Source organism: Streptomyces sp. NPDC007929, assembly GCF_042959065.1.
Lineage (GTDB): Bacteria > Actinomycetota > Actinomycetes > Streptomycetales > Streptomycetaceae > Streptomyces.
The window spans coordinates 276,242-292,194 of sequence record NZ_JBIBKD010000010.1 but is presented as its reverse complement, the minus strand read 5'-3'; the positions used below and the strand labels follow the sequence as shown (position 1 = coordinate 292,194).

Below are 15,953 nucleotides of genomic sequence, written 5' to 3'. Positions count from 1 at the left end.
GACGAGCAGAAAGGCACGTTGACGGGTGTTCCAGGATTCCCCCATCTACGACCGACTCATCGCGGAGCGCGGTGACGTACCCGCACAGGTGCGCCGCGAGGCCGAACGTGTGAGCAGGGAACTGGAGCTGGTCATGCGGCCCTCACAGTCCCTCGGCTACGACCGTCCGCACTCCCCGGGCGCGGGCTGGCAGCGCGCGGGCATGCTGCCGGGCCCGCGCCCGCAGTGAACCACCGGGCGGGCCCGGGATCGCCGGGCCCCGCCGCTCAACGGACCTTGGTGCCGGAGCCGTTGACATGCGACGGCTGGACCGGCACCGGCCGGGCCAGCCACTCGGCTATGGTCCGGGCGATCGGCTGACCCGTCTCCACCTCGACGAACCCGAACTGCCCCGACTGGTTGCACTCCAGGAACCACCAGGTCCCGTCGGAGTCCTCCACGAAATCGAAGGCCCCGTAGGCCAGTCCGGCCTCCCGCAGATAGGACAGCACGCCCGGCGCGAGCCGGGACGGCACCTCGACCGGGAGCCACGGTGAGCCGGGCGCGGCGAACCGCACGTCGACCTCGTCCGGGTCCGCGTCGTCGGCGGTCGCCTTGCGAGCGGCCAGCATCCGCTCGCCCACGACGGTGAGCCGGATGTCGGCCCGCTTGGTGATCCGCCGCTGGAGCAGCGTCGGCCCGAACGCGACGGCGGAGAAGTCCGTGTCCGGCGCGACCCGGCTGGTCGGCACGGCTCTGGGCGGGTCCTGCGGATGCGCGCCCGACACCGGCTTGACCACCAGCTCCGGGTAACGCTCCGCGAACTCGCGGGCGGCGCGCGGGAAGGTCGTGATCAGCGTCGCGGGCACGGGCAGGCCGCATCTCTGGGCGTGGCGCAGCTGCCACGGCTTGTGCCGGGCCCGGCGCGCCGCGTCGGGGTCGTTCATCCAGCGCGCGTCCGTGCCGCGCAGCATGCCGTAGAGCGCCTGCGCGGCCTCCTCGGTCAGCCACGCGGACGGCTGGGCCGCCCGAGCGGCCGGGACGCCGGGCCGGCGCACCCACACGGACCGGAGCCCTCCGATGCTCACCAGCCGCCCCCCGGCGGACAGATGGCCGCGGAACCGGCCGTGCACGTACTCCCCCGAGAGCGCGACGCCACCGGTCAGGTCCGCGGGATCGACCCGGACCACCGGTACCCCCGTCGCGTTCAGGTGCACGACCACCATGTCCGCGGTGACGTCCTCCTCGCAGGTGAGGATCAGTACGGTCATCGTCGGCGGCCCGTGGTCAGTCGTCGAAGTGCGTCTTGGAGCCGGCGGTGGACGTCGTGGTGCCGAACTCTCTCAACAGGGCGAAGTCAGCGGCCGCGACCCGTCCGTCGCGGAGTACGTTCAACTGCAGTCCGGCGTCGTACACGTACGGAACGGCAGCTTCCAACTCCACTGCCGGGCGCGCGTAGTTGAGCGCGAACGGTTGCATCGTCTCTCCCTCGTCGGTACTGCGCCGACCAGGCCGGGGTCCGGGGGCGAGGCCGCCCGGTCCGCCGACCTGATTCGGCTTCCAGAGACTTATACGAATCGAACGGGTGGTTGGTTTCCTTACTTTCCGTAGTCATCGGCCAGGTGCCGGTCCGGCCGGTGTGCCGTACTGCGCTCCCGTTCGCCGAGGGAGCCGCGGACAGTGCGCAGAGCGAGCAGCAGAACGCCGAGGTCGTCCAGGTACACCGGATCGGGCACCAGGTCGACGGGCAGCACGAGATAGAGCACCGCGCCCCAGAAGACCCAGCGCGGGCCCGTGGGCAGTCCCGCACGCCGCAGATCGCGGCGGGCGCGGACCAGCCGCACCAGGACGACGACGGCGAAGACGAGCACGAAGGCCGCGAGAACCGCGGCCAGAATGATCACCTTGGTGGTCGTATCCACGGGTTGCCCTCCTCCTGGCATGCCGCGACACGGGGTGTCCTTAGCTGGATTCCCGTTTCCGGCGGCTGTATTGCGGCCGGGGCCCGACATGTCGCGGAGTCGGCGCATTTTCCGTACGGGTGGTCATCCCGCCGGCTCACCCGAGTGGCACGCGGTGACGGGGGCGCTTATTAATGGTCACCGTAACGTCGCTCGTCACACGACGGGGGGCGCAGGAGCGGCCGCACTCTTCCCACGGAGGCGAGTATGACCACCTGCTCTTCATCACCCCGCTCGAACGAACCTGCCATACCCCAGGAGCCGAACGGGTCCGCCCAGCCGTCCGCCGAGACGACCGTCGCCACCGGCACGCACCGGGTGGAGCAGACGAGCGCCCAGCCCGCCGCCGGGCCGCACGGGGCGTATGAGGCGCACCCGGCGGGCCACCCCGAGCCCGCCGTCGCCGGTCCCCACCAGGGCGACCTGGCGGACGCCGAGCCCCTGGCCCTCGGCTCCCACCCGGCGGCCGGGGCGGGAGCGCGGCCGGCCGCAAAGGAGCCCGGCCCGGCCGCCGGGCGGCCCGTACCGGCCGCGGAGGAGTGGCTGGATCCCGCGGAGGCGCGACCAGCCGCCCCGGACACCGCCGCTCCCGCCGCCACCGCCCCGGACACCGCCGCTCCCGTCGCCACCCCTGCTGACGACGCCGCTCCCGAACGGGATGCTCCGGACCCCACGGCCCCGGAGGGCGCCGTTCCGGATGCCACCGCCGCCCCGGAAGGTGCTGTGTCCGATGTCACGGCCACCCCTCAGGGCCCTGTTCCCGACGCCACCGCCACCCCGCAGAGTGCTGTTCCGCCGTCCGATGGCGAGCCGGACGACGTCGCACGACCGTCCGCGCGGCCGTTCGTCATCCGGTCACTCGACGACAACCCGGTGGAGCTGAGGCCCGGCACCGGCCCGGCCTCCGGCGCGCCGTACGGCGACGCCGTCAGCGACCTGGTGCACGCAGCCGTGGCCGACCGGCCGCTGGAGGAGGTCGTGGACCTCATCGTGTCGCTGGAGGAGACGCCCGACCACACGCAGGCGAGGGTCGACGCGCTCCGCACCGCGGGCGTGTCCCGGTCCGTCGAGGACGTGTCCCGGATGATCGCCCTGCTGACCAAGCCCCCGCGCGACGCCGACTGCGCCGACGAGGCGATCCGGGCCGCGGCCGCCCACCGGCCGGTGGCGGAGGTGACCCGGCTGGTGACCCTGCTGCACAAGGAGCCGCAGGAGCCCCACGTCCGCGAGGAGGCCCTGCGCGCGGCCGCCACCGGCCGGTCCGTCGGGGAACTGGTCGAGCTGATCGACCGCCTCGGCCTGGAGCGGCTGGACCGCACCGGCCGGCGCGCGAACGCAACGCCGCGCCCCGCGGGCGAGAACCCGGAACCCGAGGCGCCCGGCCGCCGGGCCAAGCGCCGGGCACACCGGAGTTCGGCCCGTGAGACCCACCCCGTCCTCGACGACGCACCCCCGGAGCGCCAACCCGCGACGGACCGGTACGCCCGGTCCGTGGCCTGGTCGGGATGGCTCGCCGCCCTGGCACTCGTGGTGTGCGCGGTGGCCCACTTCCCGTTGCAGCGCGGCGACGCGTCCTTGCGCGTGCACGCGTTCGCCCTCGGCCTGTCGGTGCTGTGCACGGTGCTGGCGCTGCTGCTGGCGCTGCGTCCCGTGGCGCTGGTCCTGGCGGGGGCGGTGCTGGTGCCCACGGTCCTGGCCGGGGCCCAGGCGTACGGCAGCTCCTTCCCGTCGGCGTCCCTGTCCCGGGCCGTCGACCTGGCGCTCGCCCCGCCGTGGCTGGCCACCGGGGTCGCCGGCTGCGCGGCTCTGCTGGCCCTCGTCGCCCTGGTCTTCCGGGTGCTGGCGCCCATCGCCGCCAGGCAGTGGGAGACCGCGCCGGCGTCCGAGGCCCACGGCATGGCGGAGTGAGCGGCGCGATCTCGCCTACCGCCCCCGGGAATCGAGCAGCCCGGTCAGCACCCGGTCCGGTGTGAGCGGGAGTTCACGGAAGCGGACGCCCGTGGCGTGGTGCACGGCGTTGCCGATCGCCGCGGCCGTCCCGACGATGCCGATCTCCCCGATCCCCTTGCTGCCCATGGGGTTGAGGTGGGAGTCCTCCTCCTCGACCCAGTGCGCCTCGATCTCGCCGATGTCGGCGTGCACGGGCACGTGGTACGAGGCCAGGTCCGACTCGGTGAAGTCACCGAACGCGGCGTCCATGGTGGCGCCCTCGGTCAGTGCCATGCCCAGGCCCATCGTCATGCCGCCCACGAACTGGGAGCGCGCCGTACGGGCGTTGAGGATGCGGCCCGCCGCGTACACCCCCAGCAGCCGGCCGACCCGGACCTCGCCGGTGACCGTGTCCACCGCGACCTCGGCGAAGTGCGCCCCGAAGGCGTGTCGTGCGAAGTCGCTCTCGGCGTCCGCGGCGCCCCCGGTGTCGGCACGGACGTCCAGGCCCCGCCCGGGCAGCGGCCCGGTGTGCTCGGCCAGCCGCCGGGCCAGCCGGGCGCAGGCCTCGTGCACCGCCCAGCCCCAGGAGGCGGTGCCCGACGAGCCCCCGGCCAGCGGCGCCGACGGCAGTTCGGTGCTGCCGACCTCGATCCGCACCCGCTCCAGCGGCACCCCGAGGGCGTCTGCGCCGACCTGCGCGAGCACGGTCCGGGCACCCGTCCCGATGTCGGTGGCGTTGATCCGCACCAGGAACGTCCCGTCGGGCCGGGCGAGGGCCGCCGCGGTGGACCGGCCCACCATGACCGGGTAGGTCGCCGCCGCCACTCCGGTCCCCCGCAGCACGGGCCCGTCCCGGCGGCTGCCCGGGCGCGGATCGCGCCCGTCCCAGCCGAAGCGCCGGGAACCTTCGCGCAGACACTCGATCAGATGCCTGCTGCTGAACGGCTTGCCGCTGTCGGGTTCGACGTCCGGCTCGTTGCGCACGCGCAACTCGATCGGGTCCATGCCCAGTTCGGTGGCCAGCTCGTCCATGGCGGACTCCAGCGCGTACATGCCGGGCGCCTCGCCCGGAGCCCGCATCCAGGACGGTGACGGAACGTCCAGCGCCGCGACCCGGTGCACCGTACGGCTGTGCGGCGCGGCGTACATCACCCGCGCGGGCACCGCCGCCTGCTCCGTGAACTCCTTGATGCGTGAGGTGTGCGTGGTCACCTCGTGCACCAGGGACGTGAGCCGGCCGTCCGCCCCGGCCCCGAGCCGCAGCCGGTGGAGGGTGGGGGCCCGGTGCCCGACGACGGCGGGCAGGTACCGGCGGGGCAGCGCCACCGTCACCGGCCGCCCGGTGTGACGCGCCGCCATGACGGCGAGCACCACGTCGGGCCGTGGTGTGCCCTTGGACCCGAAACCGCCACCGACGTGCTCGGCGGTCACCACGATCCGCTCCTTCGCCAGCCCGAACATCCCGGCGAGCACGGCCCGCACGGCGCCGGTGCCCTGGCTGGAGGTGTGCACGGTGAGCCGGCCGTCCTCCCACCGGGCGGTGCTGGTGTGCGGCTCCATGGGGTGGTTGTGCAGTGGCGGCACCCGGTACGCGACGTCCACCCGGGCGGCCGAGGAACCGAACGCCCCGTCGGCGTCACCCTGTTCCCGCACGGCCGGGTGACCGCCGTTGGCCTCCTCGGGCACGTACACGCCCGGATGCGACGCGTCGAGGGCCACATCGTGCTCCTCGGCGTCGTAGGTGACCCGCACGGCGGCCGCACCGGCGCGCGCGGCCTCCAGCGTCTCGGCCACGACCAGGGCCACGAACCAGCCGCGGTGCGGCACCCGGGGGTTCTGCAACAGGGCGAGCGTGGGGTCGTCCGGGTCCGCCAGACGCGGCGCGTTCTCGTGGGTGAGGACGTCGAGGACGCCGGGTACGGCCAGGGCGGCCGCCGTGTCGACACCGCTCACCCGGCCCCGGGCCACACCCGCGGGCACCGGCCAGGCCTGGACCCGGCCGGGGACGTGGAACTCGGCGGCGTAGCGGGCGGTGCCGCCGACCTTCTCGTGACCCTCGCGGCGCTCGGCGGGGGCACCCACACTGCCGGTCATGAGTCCCTCCCGGAGAGCGCGGTCTCCGCCAGCCGGGACAGCACGTGCACGGCGAGATTGCGGGCGAGCGGCACCTTGTAGGCGTTGTCCCGCAACGGCTGCGCCGCGGACAGCTCTTCTTCCACGGCGTGCTCGAACGCCGCGCGGGTGGGAGCCGCGCCCGACAGCGCCTCCTCCGCCCGCCGGGCCCGCCACGGCCGGTGCGCCAGCGCCCCGAAGGCGAGCCCCGCATGGCCGACGACGCCGTCCTCCAGGCGCAGCACGACCGCGACGGACGCCAGCGCGAAGGCGTACGAGGCCCGGTCGCGGGCCTTGCGGTACGCCGACGGCAGCCCGGCCGCGGCGGCCGGCAGCACCACCCCGGTGACCAGTTCGCCGGGCCGGATCTCGGTGTCCTGCTCGGGCCGGTCCCCGGGCAGCCGGTGGAAGTCCGCCGCCGCGACACTCCGGGCTCCCTCGGGCCCGTCCAGTTCGACCCGCCCGTCGAGAGCGGCGAGCGCCACGGCCATGTCCGAGGGGTGGGTGGCGATGCAGTGCGCGGAGTGGCCCAGTACCGCGTGATCACGGTGGACACCGTCGCGCGCGCCGCAGCCGCTGCCCGGCTCGCGCTTGTTGCACGGCTTCGACACATCCTGGAAGTACGGGCAGCGGGTGCGCTGGAGCAGGTTCCCGCCGGTCGTCGCCGCGTTGCGCAACTGCCCGGACGCGCCCGCGAGCAGCGCCTGCGACAGCGCCGGGTACCGGTCGCGCACGAGCGGGTGCGCGGCGAGATCGCTGTTGCGGACCATCGCCCCGACGCGCAGGGCGCCGTCGGGCAGTTCCTCGACCGTGTCCAGGGGGAGTCGGGTGACGTCGATGAGGGTGCTCGGCGTCTCCACGCCGAGCTTCATGAGGTCGACGAGGTTGGTGCCGCCCCCGAGGTAGCGGGCGCCGGCGTGGGAGGCGTAGGCGGAGGTCGCCTCCTCGACGCTGCCGGCGCGGACATAGGCGAACTCCTTCACGGGATCACGTCCTCCACGGCCTCGGCGATCCGCGGATACGCCCCGCACCGGCACAGGTTGCCGCTCAGCCGCTCCCGGATCTCCGCACGGTCCAGCGGCATCGGCCCGCCCGAGGGCGCCGCCGGGTCGGTGACGTGCGAGGGGTGACCGGCCGCCGCCTCGGCGAGGGCGCCGACCGCGGAGCAGATCTGGCCCGGGGTGCAGTAGCCGCACTGGAACGCGTCGCGCTCCAGGAACGCCCGTTGCAGTGGATGCGGCTCCTCACCGTCGCCGGACAGGCCCTCGACGGTGGTGACCTCACAGCCGTCGAGGGCGACCGCGAGCAGCAGACAGCTGTTGACGCGCCGCCCGTCGACCAGGACCGTGCAGGCGCCGCACTGACCGTGGTCGCAGCCCTTCTTGGCGCCCGTGAGGTCGAGATCCTCCCGCAGGAGGTCCAGCAGGACGCGCCGGTGGTCGACGGTGAGCGCGTGGGGTTTGCCGTTGACGCGGAGCGTGGTCCGCGAGTGGTGCCGATCGTTGCCCATGTCGTGGAGGACCTTCCCGGGCGGGCCGTGATGCCGTACGGACCGCGTATCCAGGACGGCACGACTGACACGTGCGCCCCCACGAGGAGGGTGGCCCTAGGGCTCCGACGTCACGCGCTGCTCATCGGCGCTCGGCGTGTCCCCGCTGTCGTTCCTCTCCTGGTCACCGGCCGGAGCGGCGGGGCGCTTGACCTTGAAGCGTTCGAACGTCCGGGTGAGCTGCTGGAGCGGCGACACGGCGGGCGGACCCGGGGCGCGGGGTGCGGCCGGAGCGGCCCGGGCGGCCTCCTGGTAGACGGCCAGGGCCTCGTGGGCGCTCTCGGCCGCCTCCCGGTACAGGTCCCGGGACTTCGTCATGGCCTCCAGCGCCTCGGCGTACATCGCCACCAGACCGCGCTGGCGGTCCAGCTCCTCCTGGAGCGTCAGCAGGTGCCAGTCCTCCCGCAGCGCGGTGAGGGCGTCCTCGGCGCCGTCGGGCAGCGGCCGCGGCAGGGCGGCGAACCGCGTCACCGCGTCGACGAGGTCGGCCGGCTCGGAGCCGTCCAGGAAGACGGCGCGGACCGAGAAGTCCCCGGCGTCGTAGCCCTCCGGCGCCGGAACGCCCGGCAGGACCACTGCGCCACCGCGCGGCACCTCGACCCCGGATTCCCGCAGGGCCCAGTTCAGTCCGCGCAGCTGCTGCGGGGCGGCGTGATGCTCCACCACACGGTGGCGCAGGCCCGGCGGCAGCCACTGGGCCACCGGCGTACGTCCCCGGTCGTCCGTGGTCATCGCCTCGTGGACGACCACGTGGATGTGCCACCCACCGCGCACCGCGCTCCTGAGCAGGCGGCGGATCTCCCTGTCGTCCTGCGGCAGGAAGTTGATCTTCCCCAGCGCCAGACGCGTGTCGGCGTCCTGGTCCCAGGCGTCGCCGGGGTCCTCCGCCCAGAACAGGTCGACGGGGGAGGGCCATGCGTGGTCCCACGGCTGCTCCGCCTCCGCGACCAGCAGCCACTCCTGCCCGTCCCCGTCGCCCGGGCCGGGCCGCAGGCTCAGCCGGGCGCGCACGGTCACGTCGTCGCCGACCCGCCAACGGGCCTGGAAGACGCGTTCCGCCGGGGCGGTTTCGTCGTCGGGCAGCTCCAGGAAGTCGTCGATGTCCCGGCTGTCCTTGCGCTGCTGCAGCGAGCGCCGGAGAACGTCTTCCGCGGAGCCCGGGGCGTGGCGGCCGCGCGCCGGCCACACCGTGTCGGGAGTCATGGGACGAACGGTGGGGGAGGTCTGCATGGGTCCATCTGTCAGCGGGGGTACGTGCGCCTGCCAGTATCGTCGCCGCAGGCCGGTGGGTGCTACCCGGGGTCGCACCCGGCTCGGGGCGCCGGTGACGTAGGTGTCTACGGCCCGTCACCGCCCCGGTGGGGCCCGGACATGCCCCGGCCGCGGGGGATGCCGTCCGCTTCTTCGTCCGTCTCACCGTCGGTCATGCGCACCGCCTACCCGCGCCGGACCGTGCCATGTGACGTGGGGGCGGCGGCGTGTATCGAGGGGGCGGCGCCAGGGGGCACCGGGCGGCGTGACGCCGCGCCGGACCGCCCCGGGACGGTCCGAGTGCCCGGGATGTGCGCCACGCGCGCGGGGTGTGCGCGCCGCGCGCACATCCGTGGATCTCACGCGTGGTCCGCCCGCCCCGCCGGTCCCGACAATGGTGCGCACGAGCAGGGCCCGCCCACCATCCGCATCGGGGCGGGTCCTGCTCGCCGACGGGCGCACCGTGCGGCCGAGGCCGCGGTATCCGGCCCGCCGGGGTTCCGCAAGCCCGGGAACCGGGCTCGGGCGTGCTCGGGGTCCGGTGCCGTGTCACCTCCAGGGGCGGCGCGAGCGGGCTGCCGGTGCCGGGGTGAACATCCGCACCCCTCCCGGAGACTCGTCCACCACGGGGACCTCGGCGCGTGCCCGGCGGTGCCCGGTCAGTCGGGCGGCCAGGCCGCGCACGCCCGCCGCCACGCGGAACAGGGCGTCCGGCGCGACGACGGTCGCGTGCGGCCCAGGCCTGCCACGGCGCCGACGGGGTACCCGGCTGAGCACGAGTTCGTGTGTGGATACGGAAGAGGGGACCGGGGGCAGTGGCGGTGAAGGCGATGGGGTGGGCGCACTCCTTTCGTATGTCAGAGGGAGTGCGAGCAGGGCGGGAGTGGACCCGCGGGCGTCTGGAGACCCTGCCCTGGGCGGCTGCCGAACCGGACACGGTGGACGCCATCGTGCTGACGGTGTCCGAGCTGATCACCAACGCGCACATCCACGCGCACAGTGACGCGCACCTGGTTCTCGCCTGGGACGGCGACTGCCTGCACGTCAGCGTTCACGACGAGGACCCGACGCTGCCGCGCCGCCGCGATCCCGAGCCGGGCGAGGTCTCCGGCCGCGGAGTGGCGATCGTGAGCAAGCTCGCCGACGAGTGGGGGATGACCTGCCGGCGGCACGGCAAGACGGTGACGGCCTGCTTCCGCCCCGCCGACCCCACGGCGGGCACCGCGGCGGACAAGGGCCGCCGGGGCGGCGGCAGTTGAGTTTCGCGCACCGTCGAGGCCCGCTCCCCGAAGGAGAGAAGTCGTGTACCTGGCTGATGGATCGAGTGACGACGACCCCTATGTCTGGCTCTGGGTCCTGGGCGCCCTCGCCCTGTACGCCCTGATCAGCTACGGATTGCAGTACCGCGCCCGCGCCCGCCGCGGTTCCGCGCACCCGGCTCATGACGCCCTGCACGACCTCAAGGACCGGGAGGACCCCCAGCCGCCGGAGAACCGGCTCGTCAGCCGTCTGATCATGCTCTGCGGAGCGGGGCTCACCGGGCTGGTCGCCTACCTGACCAGCGGCGCCGTGCGGTTCCTGACGGTCGGGCTCACCGCCGTGGTGGCCGTGACCGTCTGGGCGTACTACGACCACCGCACGGAGACCCGCGCCGCGGCCCGCTGACGACGCGCCGACCTGGGCCCCTCCCGCGCGCGGGAGGGGCCAGGTCGGCCTCAGGAAGTCTTGGGATGCTTGCCGGGGCCCGCGGCGCCGGGGGACAGCGGAGTAGGGGACAACGGAGTGGGGGACAGCGTGGAATCCTCCTCACCCGGCTCCAGGAGGGTGTCGGCGGCGCCCACGATGAGGGGATCGGGGGTGCCGACCGCCTCCCGGTCCTTGCTGGCGTAGTCGACGCGCGACAGCAGACCGCGCATGGTCTCCAGCCGGGCGCGCCGCTTGTCGTTGCTCTTGACGACCGTCCAGGGGGCGTGGGCGGTGTCGGTGGCACGGAACATGTCCACCTTCGCCTCGGTGTAGTCGTCCCACAGGTCCAGCGAGGCAAGGTCGGTGGGGGAGAGCTTCCACTGGCGCACCGGGTCGACCTGCCGGATCGCGAAGCGGGTGCGCTGCTCGGAGCGGGACACCGAGAACCAGAACTTCACCAGCAGGATCCCGTCGTCCACCAGCATCCGCTCGAAGGCCGGGCACTGGTCGAGGAACAGTTCGTACTCGTCCTTGGTGCAGTAGCCCATCACGCGTTCCACACCGGCCCGGTTGTACCAGGAGCGGTCGAAGAACACGATCTCCCCGGCCGTCGGCAGGTGCGCGATATAGCGCTGGAAGTACCACTGGCCGACCTCGCGCTCGGTGGGCTTGTCCAGGGCGACCACGCGTGCGCCGCGCGGGTTGAGCCGCTCGGTCAGCCGCTGGATGGTGCCGCCCTTGCCCGCCGCGTCCCGCCCCTCGCAGACGACGACCAGGCGTGCGCCGGTGTCCTTGACCCACCGCTGGAGCTTGAGCAGCTCGATCTGCAGAATGCGCTTGGAACGCTCGTACTCCTTGCGGCCCACCTTGCGGTCGTAGGGATGGTTCTCCCGCCAGGTCCGGATCGGGCGCCCGTCCCCGTCCAGCACGATCGGCTGCTCGCGTCTGCTGCTGTCCACGGTCAGCCCGTCCAGCAGCTTGTCGGCGTCTTCGGCGCTCATCACTCGACTCCTGTGTCCCTCACCCGGTGAACGGACACACGGGTGCCCCGACGGGACCCGGTCATGTGAGGTCGGAGCGCTCCGACCGGCGCGGACGTCCTGGACGGTCGCTCAGAGCGCGGCGCCCGTCTCCTCGGCCAGAGCCCGCACCAGACGGTCCTGGAACGCCTCGTCGTGGACCGCGCGATGCGGCTGGAGCCGCCGGCCGTGGTACCAGTAGCCGCCCGAGGTCAGGGCCTCCGGGTCGTCGCTCACCGCCAGCCACTCCTGCGTCTGGTGGCCGAGTTCCAGATCGTCCGGCGCGCTCGGCCCGCCCATCCGGGTCGGCACCCAGCCGGGATCCACCGCGTTGCTCAGCACCCCCGGGCGCAGCCGGGCCACCGCGGCCGCCAGCGTCGTCACGAAGAGCTTGCTGTCGGCGTACGACCCCGAGCCGCGGCCCTGCCAGTCGGCCCCGTCCAGCGCCGACGGCCGCCCGCCGGTATGGGAGTTGCTGCTCAGGTACACCAGCCGGCGCGGCCCGCGCAGCAGCGCGGTCAGCAGATAGGGCGCGACGACGTTGACCGGCATGACCGCGGGTCCGCTCCACACCCCGGCGTTGTGGATGACGGCGTCGAGCGGCCGCGCCGCGTTCAGCTCGTCGGCGACCCGCCGCACGGCGTCACGCTCGGCGAAGTCGCCCACCACGAGCTGGGCCCCGCGGTCGGCCAGCTCACCGAGCACCGCCGCCCGCTCCTGGTTCCGGGCGTGCACCACCACGTCGTGCCCCGCCGCCAGCAGTGCCTGAGCGGCGGCCCGCCCGAGCCCCTCGGCGGACCCGGTCACCAGGATCCGGCTCACCGCACCTCCCATGAAACCGCCTCCTTCAGCGGGACCCGCGTCCCGCACAGGGGACACGCGCTAGATCACACAGCCGTTCAGCCCGGGTACCCCGTCGATCCAGTTGGTGTTGTTCTCGACGTAGTAGCTGGAAATGATCCCGTACTTCGTCCAGCCCCGGGGCTGGACCATCAGCCAGTAGGGATTGCCGCCGACCGACTGGCCCGGGACCTGGCAGTACACCAGCACCTCGTCCCAGGAGTTGATCTGCCCGAGCACCGTGGGGCAGTTCGAGGTGCTCGGTGCGTGGATGCAGTCGCCCTCGTTGATGTCGCGGACGTTGACGCCGTTGGCCCACACGCCGTACCAGCCCTTGCCGTGCCCGTCGGCGGCGGCGCTCTGGGAGGTGGTGATCACGAGGGCGAGTGCTCCGGCGACGGCGAGTGCGGCGGTCGTCTTGCGCATGGCGTTCCTTGTCTGCCGTGGCGGTCGGCGCACGCGACGGTGGCCGTCTCATCGCCCCGCACCCTAGGCGGGCGCGGGGCGTCGCGGTGCCTGACATCTGTCAGGACCGCGGCCACGGATCAGGCGTCATGCTGGGCGGGGGGCCGCCTCGTCCGGACGCCGCGAACCCGGTGGGCGCCGGGGTCAGTGACCGCCGGTGAGCTCACCGCTGAGCGTTTGGTGCATCCGGGCACTCGGCTCGTTCAGGCCGATGATCTCGACGCTCTTGCCGCGCTGCGCGTACTTGGCCTCGACGGCGTCCAGCGCGGCGACCGAGGAGGCGTCCCAGATGTGCGCGCCGGACAGGTCGATGACGACCTCGGCCGGGTCGGTGGCGTACCGGAACCGGCCGACGAGGTCGTTGGACGAGGCGAAGAACAGCTCACCGGTGACGCGGTAGACGACCGAGGTGTCGTCGGGGTCAGTGACCGCGGTGACCTCGGCGCGGTGGGCGACCCGCTTGGCGAAGATGACCACCGCGGTGAGGGAGCCGACCACGACCCCGATGGCGAGATTGTGTGTGGCGACCACACAGGCCACGGTGACCACCATGACGGTGATCTCCCCGGCCGGCATCCGCTTCAGCGTCCTCGGCGCGATGGAGTGCCAGTCGAAGGTCCCCACCGACACCATCACCATCACCGCGACCAGGGCCGCCATGGGGATGTCGGAGACGACCGGCCCGAACACGACGCACAGCACCATCAGGAAGGCACCGGCCAGGAACGTCGACAACCGGGTGCGCGCACCCGACACCCGTACGTTGATCATCGTCTGGCCGATCATCGCGCAGCCGCCCATGCCGCCGAAGAACCCGGTGACGATGTTGGCGACGCCCTGCCCGACCGACTCGCGGGTCTTGGAGGAACGCGTGTCGGTGATGTCGTCCACCAGCTTGGCCGTCATCAGCGACTCCATCAGCCCGACCAGGGCCATGGCCAGCGCGTACGGTGCGACCGTCGTCAGGGTGTCCAGGGTGAACGGCACGTCCGGCAGCCCCGGCACCGGCAGGGACGACGGCAGCTCGCCCTTGTCGCCCACGGTCGGCACGGCGATCCCCGCGGCGACCGTGAGGACCGTGAGCACGACGATGGACACCAGCGGCGCCGGGACCACCGACGTCACCCTCGGGAAGAACACCATCAGCGCGAGACCGGCCGCCAGCAGCGGATAGACGGGCCAGGGCACACCCGTCAGCTCCGGCACCTGCGCCATGAAGATCAGGATGGCGAGGGAGTTGACGAACCCGACCATCACGCTGCGCGGCACGAACCGCATCAGCTTCGCGACGCCGAGCGCGCCGAGGACGATCTGGAACACACCGGCGAGGATCACCGCCGCGACGAGGTACCCGAAGCCGTGCTCACGGTTGAGCGGGGCGATGACCAGGGCCACGGCCCCGGTGGCCGCGGAGATCATCGCCGGACGGCCCCCGACGATCGCGATGGTCACGGCCATGGTGAACGAGGCGAACAGACCGATCGCCGGATCGACCCCGGCGATGATCGAGAACGAGATCGCCTCCGGGATCAGCGCCAGGGCGACCACGAGCCCGGCCAGCACCTCGGTGCGCAGCACCTTCGGGTCGGACAGCCAGGCCGGACGTCGAAAGCCACGCGGCCGGGTGGCCGGGGACGGTACGGAGGAAGACAAGACGAGGGGAACCTGTCGGGCTCGGGCACGCTCGCCTGGGGCGGGCGCGCGGGAAGGCGGGGGAGACGTGGGAAGACCGGGTGGGCCGGCGCCGGGTCAGCGGACAGCGCCGCGACGACCCGCCCGGGAGGAGACCGCGGCCCGGGGGTGAAGGGTCACGGCGGGCAGGCGGCGGCGCCGGGCGTCACACACACGCGCACGCGCACTCCTGCGGGATCGGTCTTCTCCGGGGGCTTCGTCGGCCCCGGCACGGCGGGCGGACCGGGGACGCGTGTCCCGCGCCACGGAAGCGGGCGCGGCGATCGGCCGGGCCGGTACCCGGTGACTCTACCCTAACGTTAGGGTAGAGATCGGTGCCGCCGCCCGCGGGTGGCGGCGAGTGACGAGGAAGGCAGCGGCGTGAGCACCGAGCACCTGCAGATCGGCGAGGTCGCCACCCGGACCGAGCTGTCGCTGCGCACGATCCGGCACTACGAGGAGACCGGCCTCGTCGTCCCCTCGGCCCGCTCCCGGGGCGGCTTCCGCCTCTACACGGAAGCCGACGTCGCCCGCCTCATGGTCATCCGCCGTATGAAGCCGCTCGGCTTCACCCTCGACGAGATGCGCGCCCTCCTGGAGGCCTCCGACCGCCTCGACTCGGGCGAGGAACTGACGCCCGGCGACCGCGAGGAACTGCTGGACCGGGTGCGCGACTTCGAGCGGGCCGCCCGGCAGCGGGTCGAGGAGCTGCGCACCCGGCTGTCCCGGGCGGAGGAGTTCGCGGCCACCCTGGCGCAGCGCCTGGAGGACTCGAACCGGTCCCGGACCGGGGCGGGCAGGTGAACGGGGCGTGCCTCAGGACCGGCGCGGGTTCCCGGCCCTTCCGGCATCCAGACCCCGTCGCCGCGATGCGCCTGCCGCTACGACGGGGGCATCACCGGTGAGGTGAGGGGGACACCGGCTGGTCACACTGTGCCCCCCTGCCCGGCAGGGGCGTTCACGCCCCGGGCCGGTTCTGGATGCGCATGCCGGGGCGGCGGCGGTGCACCGTCAGGTACGACAGGCCGTTCTCGCCCGCCCGCACACTGCGGACACTGCCGTGCGGCAGCCAGACGAGGCTGCCCGACCGCACCGGGGCGGGTCCGGCGGCCGAGCCCAGTACGCCGTCACCGTCGACGACGAGCAGGAGGACGTCGAGGTCGGGCTCGGCGTGGGTGTCGATGGTTCCCCGAGGCGGGACGCGGACCAGGTTGGCGTCCAGCTGGCGGCCGGGCTCGGCCAGTCGCCACAGGGCGCCGGTCGATTCCGCGCCGGCCGCCACGAGGGAGCCGGTGTCGCCCAGGATCCGCGGCAGGGGCGCGTCGGCCGCGCCGGGGATCTCCTCCGGGTCAGTCATGGAACGCGCCACCATCCGCTACGGGCCCGCCCTGGGCCGGTTCAGCTGTCCGGTGGGCGATCCGCACCGCTCACGGGCGGACGCCCAGAGGAATCTAGCACCGGCCCTCGTCCCGCCCGCGGCCGAGACCG

The 15,953-nt window shown here is 73.6% G+C and carries 17 protein-coding genes; 5 read left to right on the top strand and 12 right to left on the bottom strand.

What is annotated here, in order from left to right:
- Window positions 1–25: 25 nt before the first annotated feature.
- Window positions 26–229: a hypothetical protein gene (locus ACFZDE_RS31405; protein ID WP_031111422.1), complete on the top strand. Its 204-nt coding sequence runs from the start codon at window positions 26–28 to the stop codon at window positions 227–229.
- A gap of 37 nt (window positions 230–266) precedes the next feature.
- On the opposite strand, the gene tgmB is transcribed toward ACFZDE_RS31405, so the two are convergent.
- The 3 genes from tgmB to ACFZDE_RS31390 form a co-directional block, all read right to left on the bottom strand.
- Window positions 267–1,250, bottom strand: a complete 984-nt coding sequence (tgmB, locus tag ACFZDE_RS31400) for an ATP-grasp ribosomal peptide maturase (protein WP_391001326.1) — start codon at window positions 1,248–1,250, stop codon at window positions 267–269.
- A 16-nt stretch (window positions 1,251–1,266) separates the two neighbouring features.
- Window positions 1,267–1,458, bottom strand: a complete 192-nt coding sequence (tgmA, locus tag ACFZDE_RS31395) for a putative ATP-grasp-modified RiPP (RefSeq protein WP_391001328.1) — start codon at window positions 1,456–1,458, stop codon at window positions 1,267–1,269.
- A gap of 119 nt (window positions 1,459–1,577) precedes the next feature.
- A complete protein-coding gene (locus ACFZDE_RS31390) occupies window positions 1,578–1,901 on the bottom strand; it encodes a DUF1232 domain-containing protein (protein WP_391001331.1) in 324 nt (107 codons plus the stop codon).
- 246 nt (window positions 1,902–2,147) lie between these two features.
- Between ACFZDE_RS31390 and ACFZDE_RS31385 the strand changes: the two genes are divergently transcribed.
- Window positions 2,148–3,848, top strand: a complete 1,701-nt coding sequence (locus ACFZDE_RS31385) for a hypothetical protein (protein WP_391205629.1) — start codon at window positions 2,148–2,150, stop codon at window positions 3,846–3,848.
- Between the two features lie 15 nt (window positions 3,849–3,863).
- Here ACFZDE_RS31385 and ACFZDE_RS31380 read toward each other — a convergent pair whose 3' ends face one another.
- The 4 genes from ACFZDE_RS31380 to ACFZDE_RS31365 form a co-directional block, all read right to left on the bottom strand.
- Window positions 3,864–5,966, bottom strand: coding sequence for a molybdopterin cofactor-binding domain-containing protein (locus ACFZDE_RS31380; RefSeq protein WP_391205626.1), 2,103 nt, complete (start codon window positions 5,964–5,966; stop codon window positions 3,864–3,866).
- The gene (locus ACFZDE_RS31375; protein ID WP_391205623.1) at window positions 5,963–6,967 is read right to left on the bottom strand and encodes an FAD binding domain-containing protein; all 1,005 of its coding nucleotides are present in this window, start codon (window positions 6,965–6,967) and stop codon (window positions 5,963–5,965) included. Before ACFZDE_RS31375 ends, ACFZDE_RS31380 begins: the two co-directional genes overlap by 4 nt.
- Window positions 6,964–7,494, bottom strand: coding sequence for a 2Fe-2S iron-sulfur cluster-binding protein (locus tag ACFZDE_RS31370; RefSeq protein ID WP_391205620.1), 531 nt, complete (start codon window positions 7,492–7,494; stop codon window positions 6,964–6,966). The genes ACFZDE_RS31375 and ACFZDE_RS31370 overlap by 4 nt, the downstream gene beginning before the upstream one ends.
- Before the next feature lie 96 nt (window positions 7,495–7,590).
- Complete coding sequence (locus tag ACFZDE_RS31365; RefSeq protein ID WP_391205618.1) at window positions 7,591–8,763, bottom strand: hypothetical protein; 1,173 nt, start codon at window positions 8,761–8,763, stop codon at window positions 7,591–7,593.
- An 836-nt stretch (window positions 8,764–9,599) separates the two neighbouring features.
- Here ACFZDE_RS31365 and ACFZDE_RS31360 point away from each other — a divergent pair.
- On the top strand, window positions 9,600–10,043 hold the full coding sequence (locus ACFZDE_RS31360) for an ATP-binding protein (protein WP_391001348.1): 444 nt from the start codon (window positions 9,600–9,602) through the stop codon (window positions 10,041–10,043).
- 43 nt (window positions 10,044–10,086) lie between these two features.
- The gene (locus tag ACFZDE_RS31355) at window positions 10,087–10,449 is read left to right on the top strand and encodes a hypothetical protein (RefSeq protein WP_391001351.1); all 363 of its coding nucleotides are present in this window, start codon (window positions 10,087–10,089) and stop codon (window positions 10,447–10,449) included.
- A 50-nt stretch (window positions 10,450–10,499) separates the two neighbouring features.
- Here the strand turns inward: ACFZDE_RS31355 and ppk2 are convergent, their stop codons facing one another.
- The 4 genes from ppk2 to ACFZDE_RS31335 all read right to left on the bottom strand — a co-directional run bounded on the left by ppk2 (window position 10,500) and on the right by ACFZDE_RS31335 (window position 14,447).
- Complete coding sequence (ppk2, locus tag ACFZDE_RS31350; RefSeq protein WP_391001354.1) at window positions 10,500–11,471, bottom strand: polyphosphate kinase 2; 972 nt, start codon at window positions 11,469–11,471, stop codon at window positions 10,500–10,502.
- 111 nt (window positions 11,472–11,582) lie between these two features.
- Window positions 11,583–12,311 (bottom strand): SDR family NAD(P)-dependent oxidoreductase, encoded by a 729-nt coding sequence (locus ACFZDE_RS31345; protein WP_391205702.1) that lies wholly within the window; start codon window positions 12,309–12,311, stop codon window positions 11,583–11,585.
- Window positions 12,312–12,371: 60 nt separating this feature from the next.
- Window positions 12,372–12,755, bottom strand: a complete 384-nt coding sequence (locus ACFZDE_RS31340) for a hypothetical protein (RefSeq protein WP_391001356.1) — start codon at window positions 12,753–12,755, stop codon at window positions 12,372–12,374.
- 183 nt (window positions 12,756–12,938) lie between these two features.
- Window positions 12,939–14,447 (bottom strand): SulP family inorganic anion transporter, encoded by a 1,509-nt coding sequence (locus ACFZDE_RS31335; RefSeq protein WP_391205615.1) that lies wholly within the window; start codon window positions 14,445–14,447, stop codon window positions 12,939–12,941.
- 399 nt (window positions 14,448–14,846) lie between these two features.
- Between ACFZDE_RS31335 and ACFZDE_RS31330 the strand changes: the two genes are divergently transcribed.
- Entirely contained in the window at window positions 14,847–15,269 is a 423-nt protein-coding gene (locus ACFZDE_RS31330; RefSeq protein ID WP_391001361.1) for a MerR family transcriptional regulator, read from the top strand.
- Between the two features lie 154 nt (window positions 15,270–15,423).
- Here the strand turns inward: ACFZDE_RS31330 and ACFZDE_RS31325 are convergent, their stop codons facing one another.
- Complete coding sequence (locus tag ACFZDE_RS31325) at window positions 15,424–15,822, bottom strand: hypothetical protein (protein ID WP_391205612.1); 399 nt, start codon at window positions 15,820–15,822, stop codon at window positions 15,424–15,426.
- Window positions 15,823–15,953: the final 131 nt, after the last annotated feature.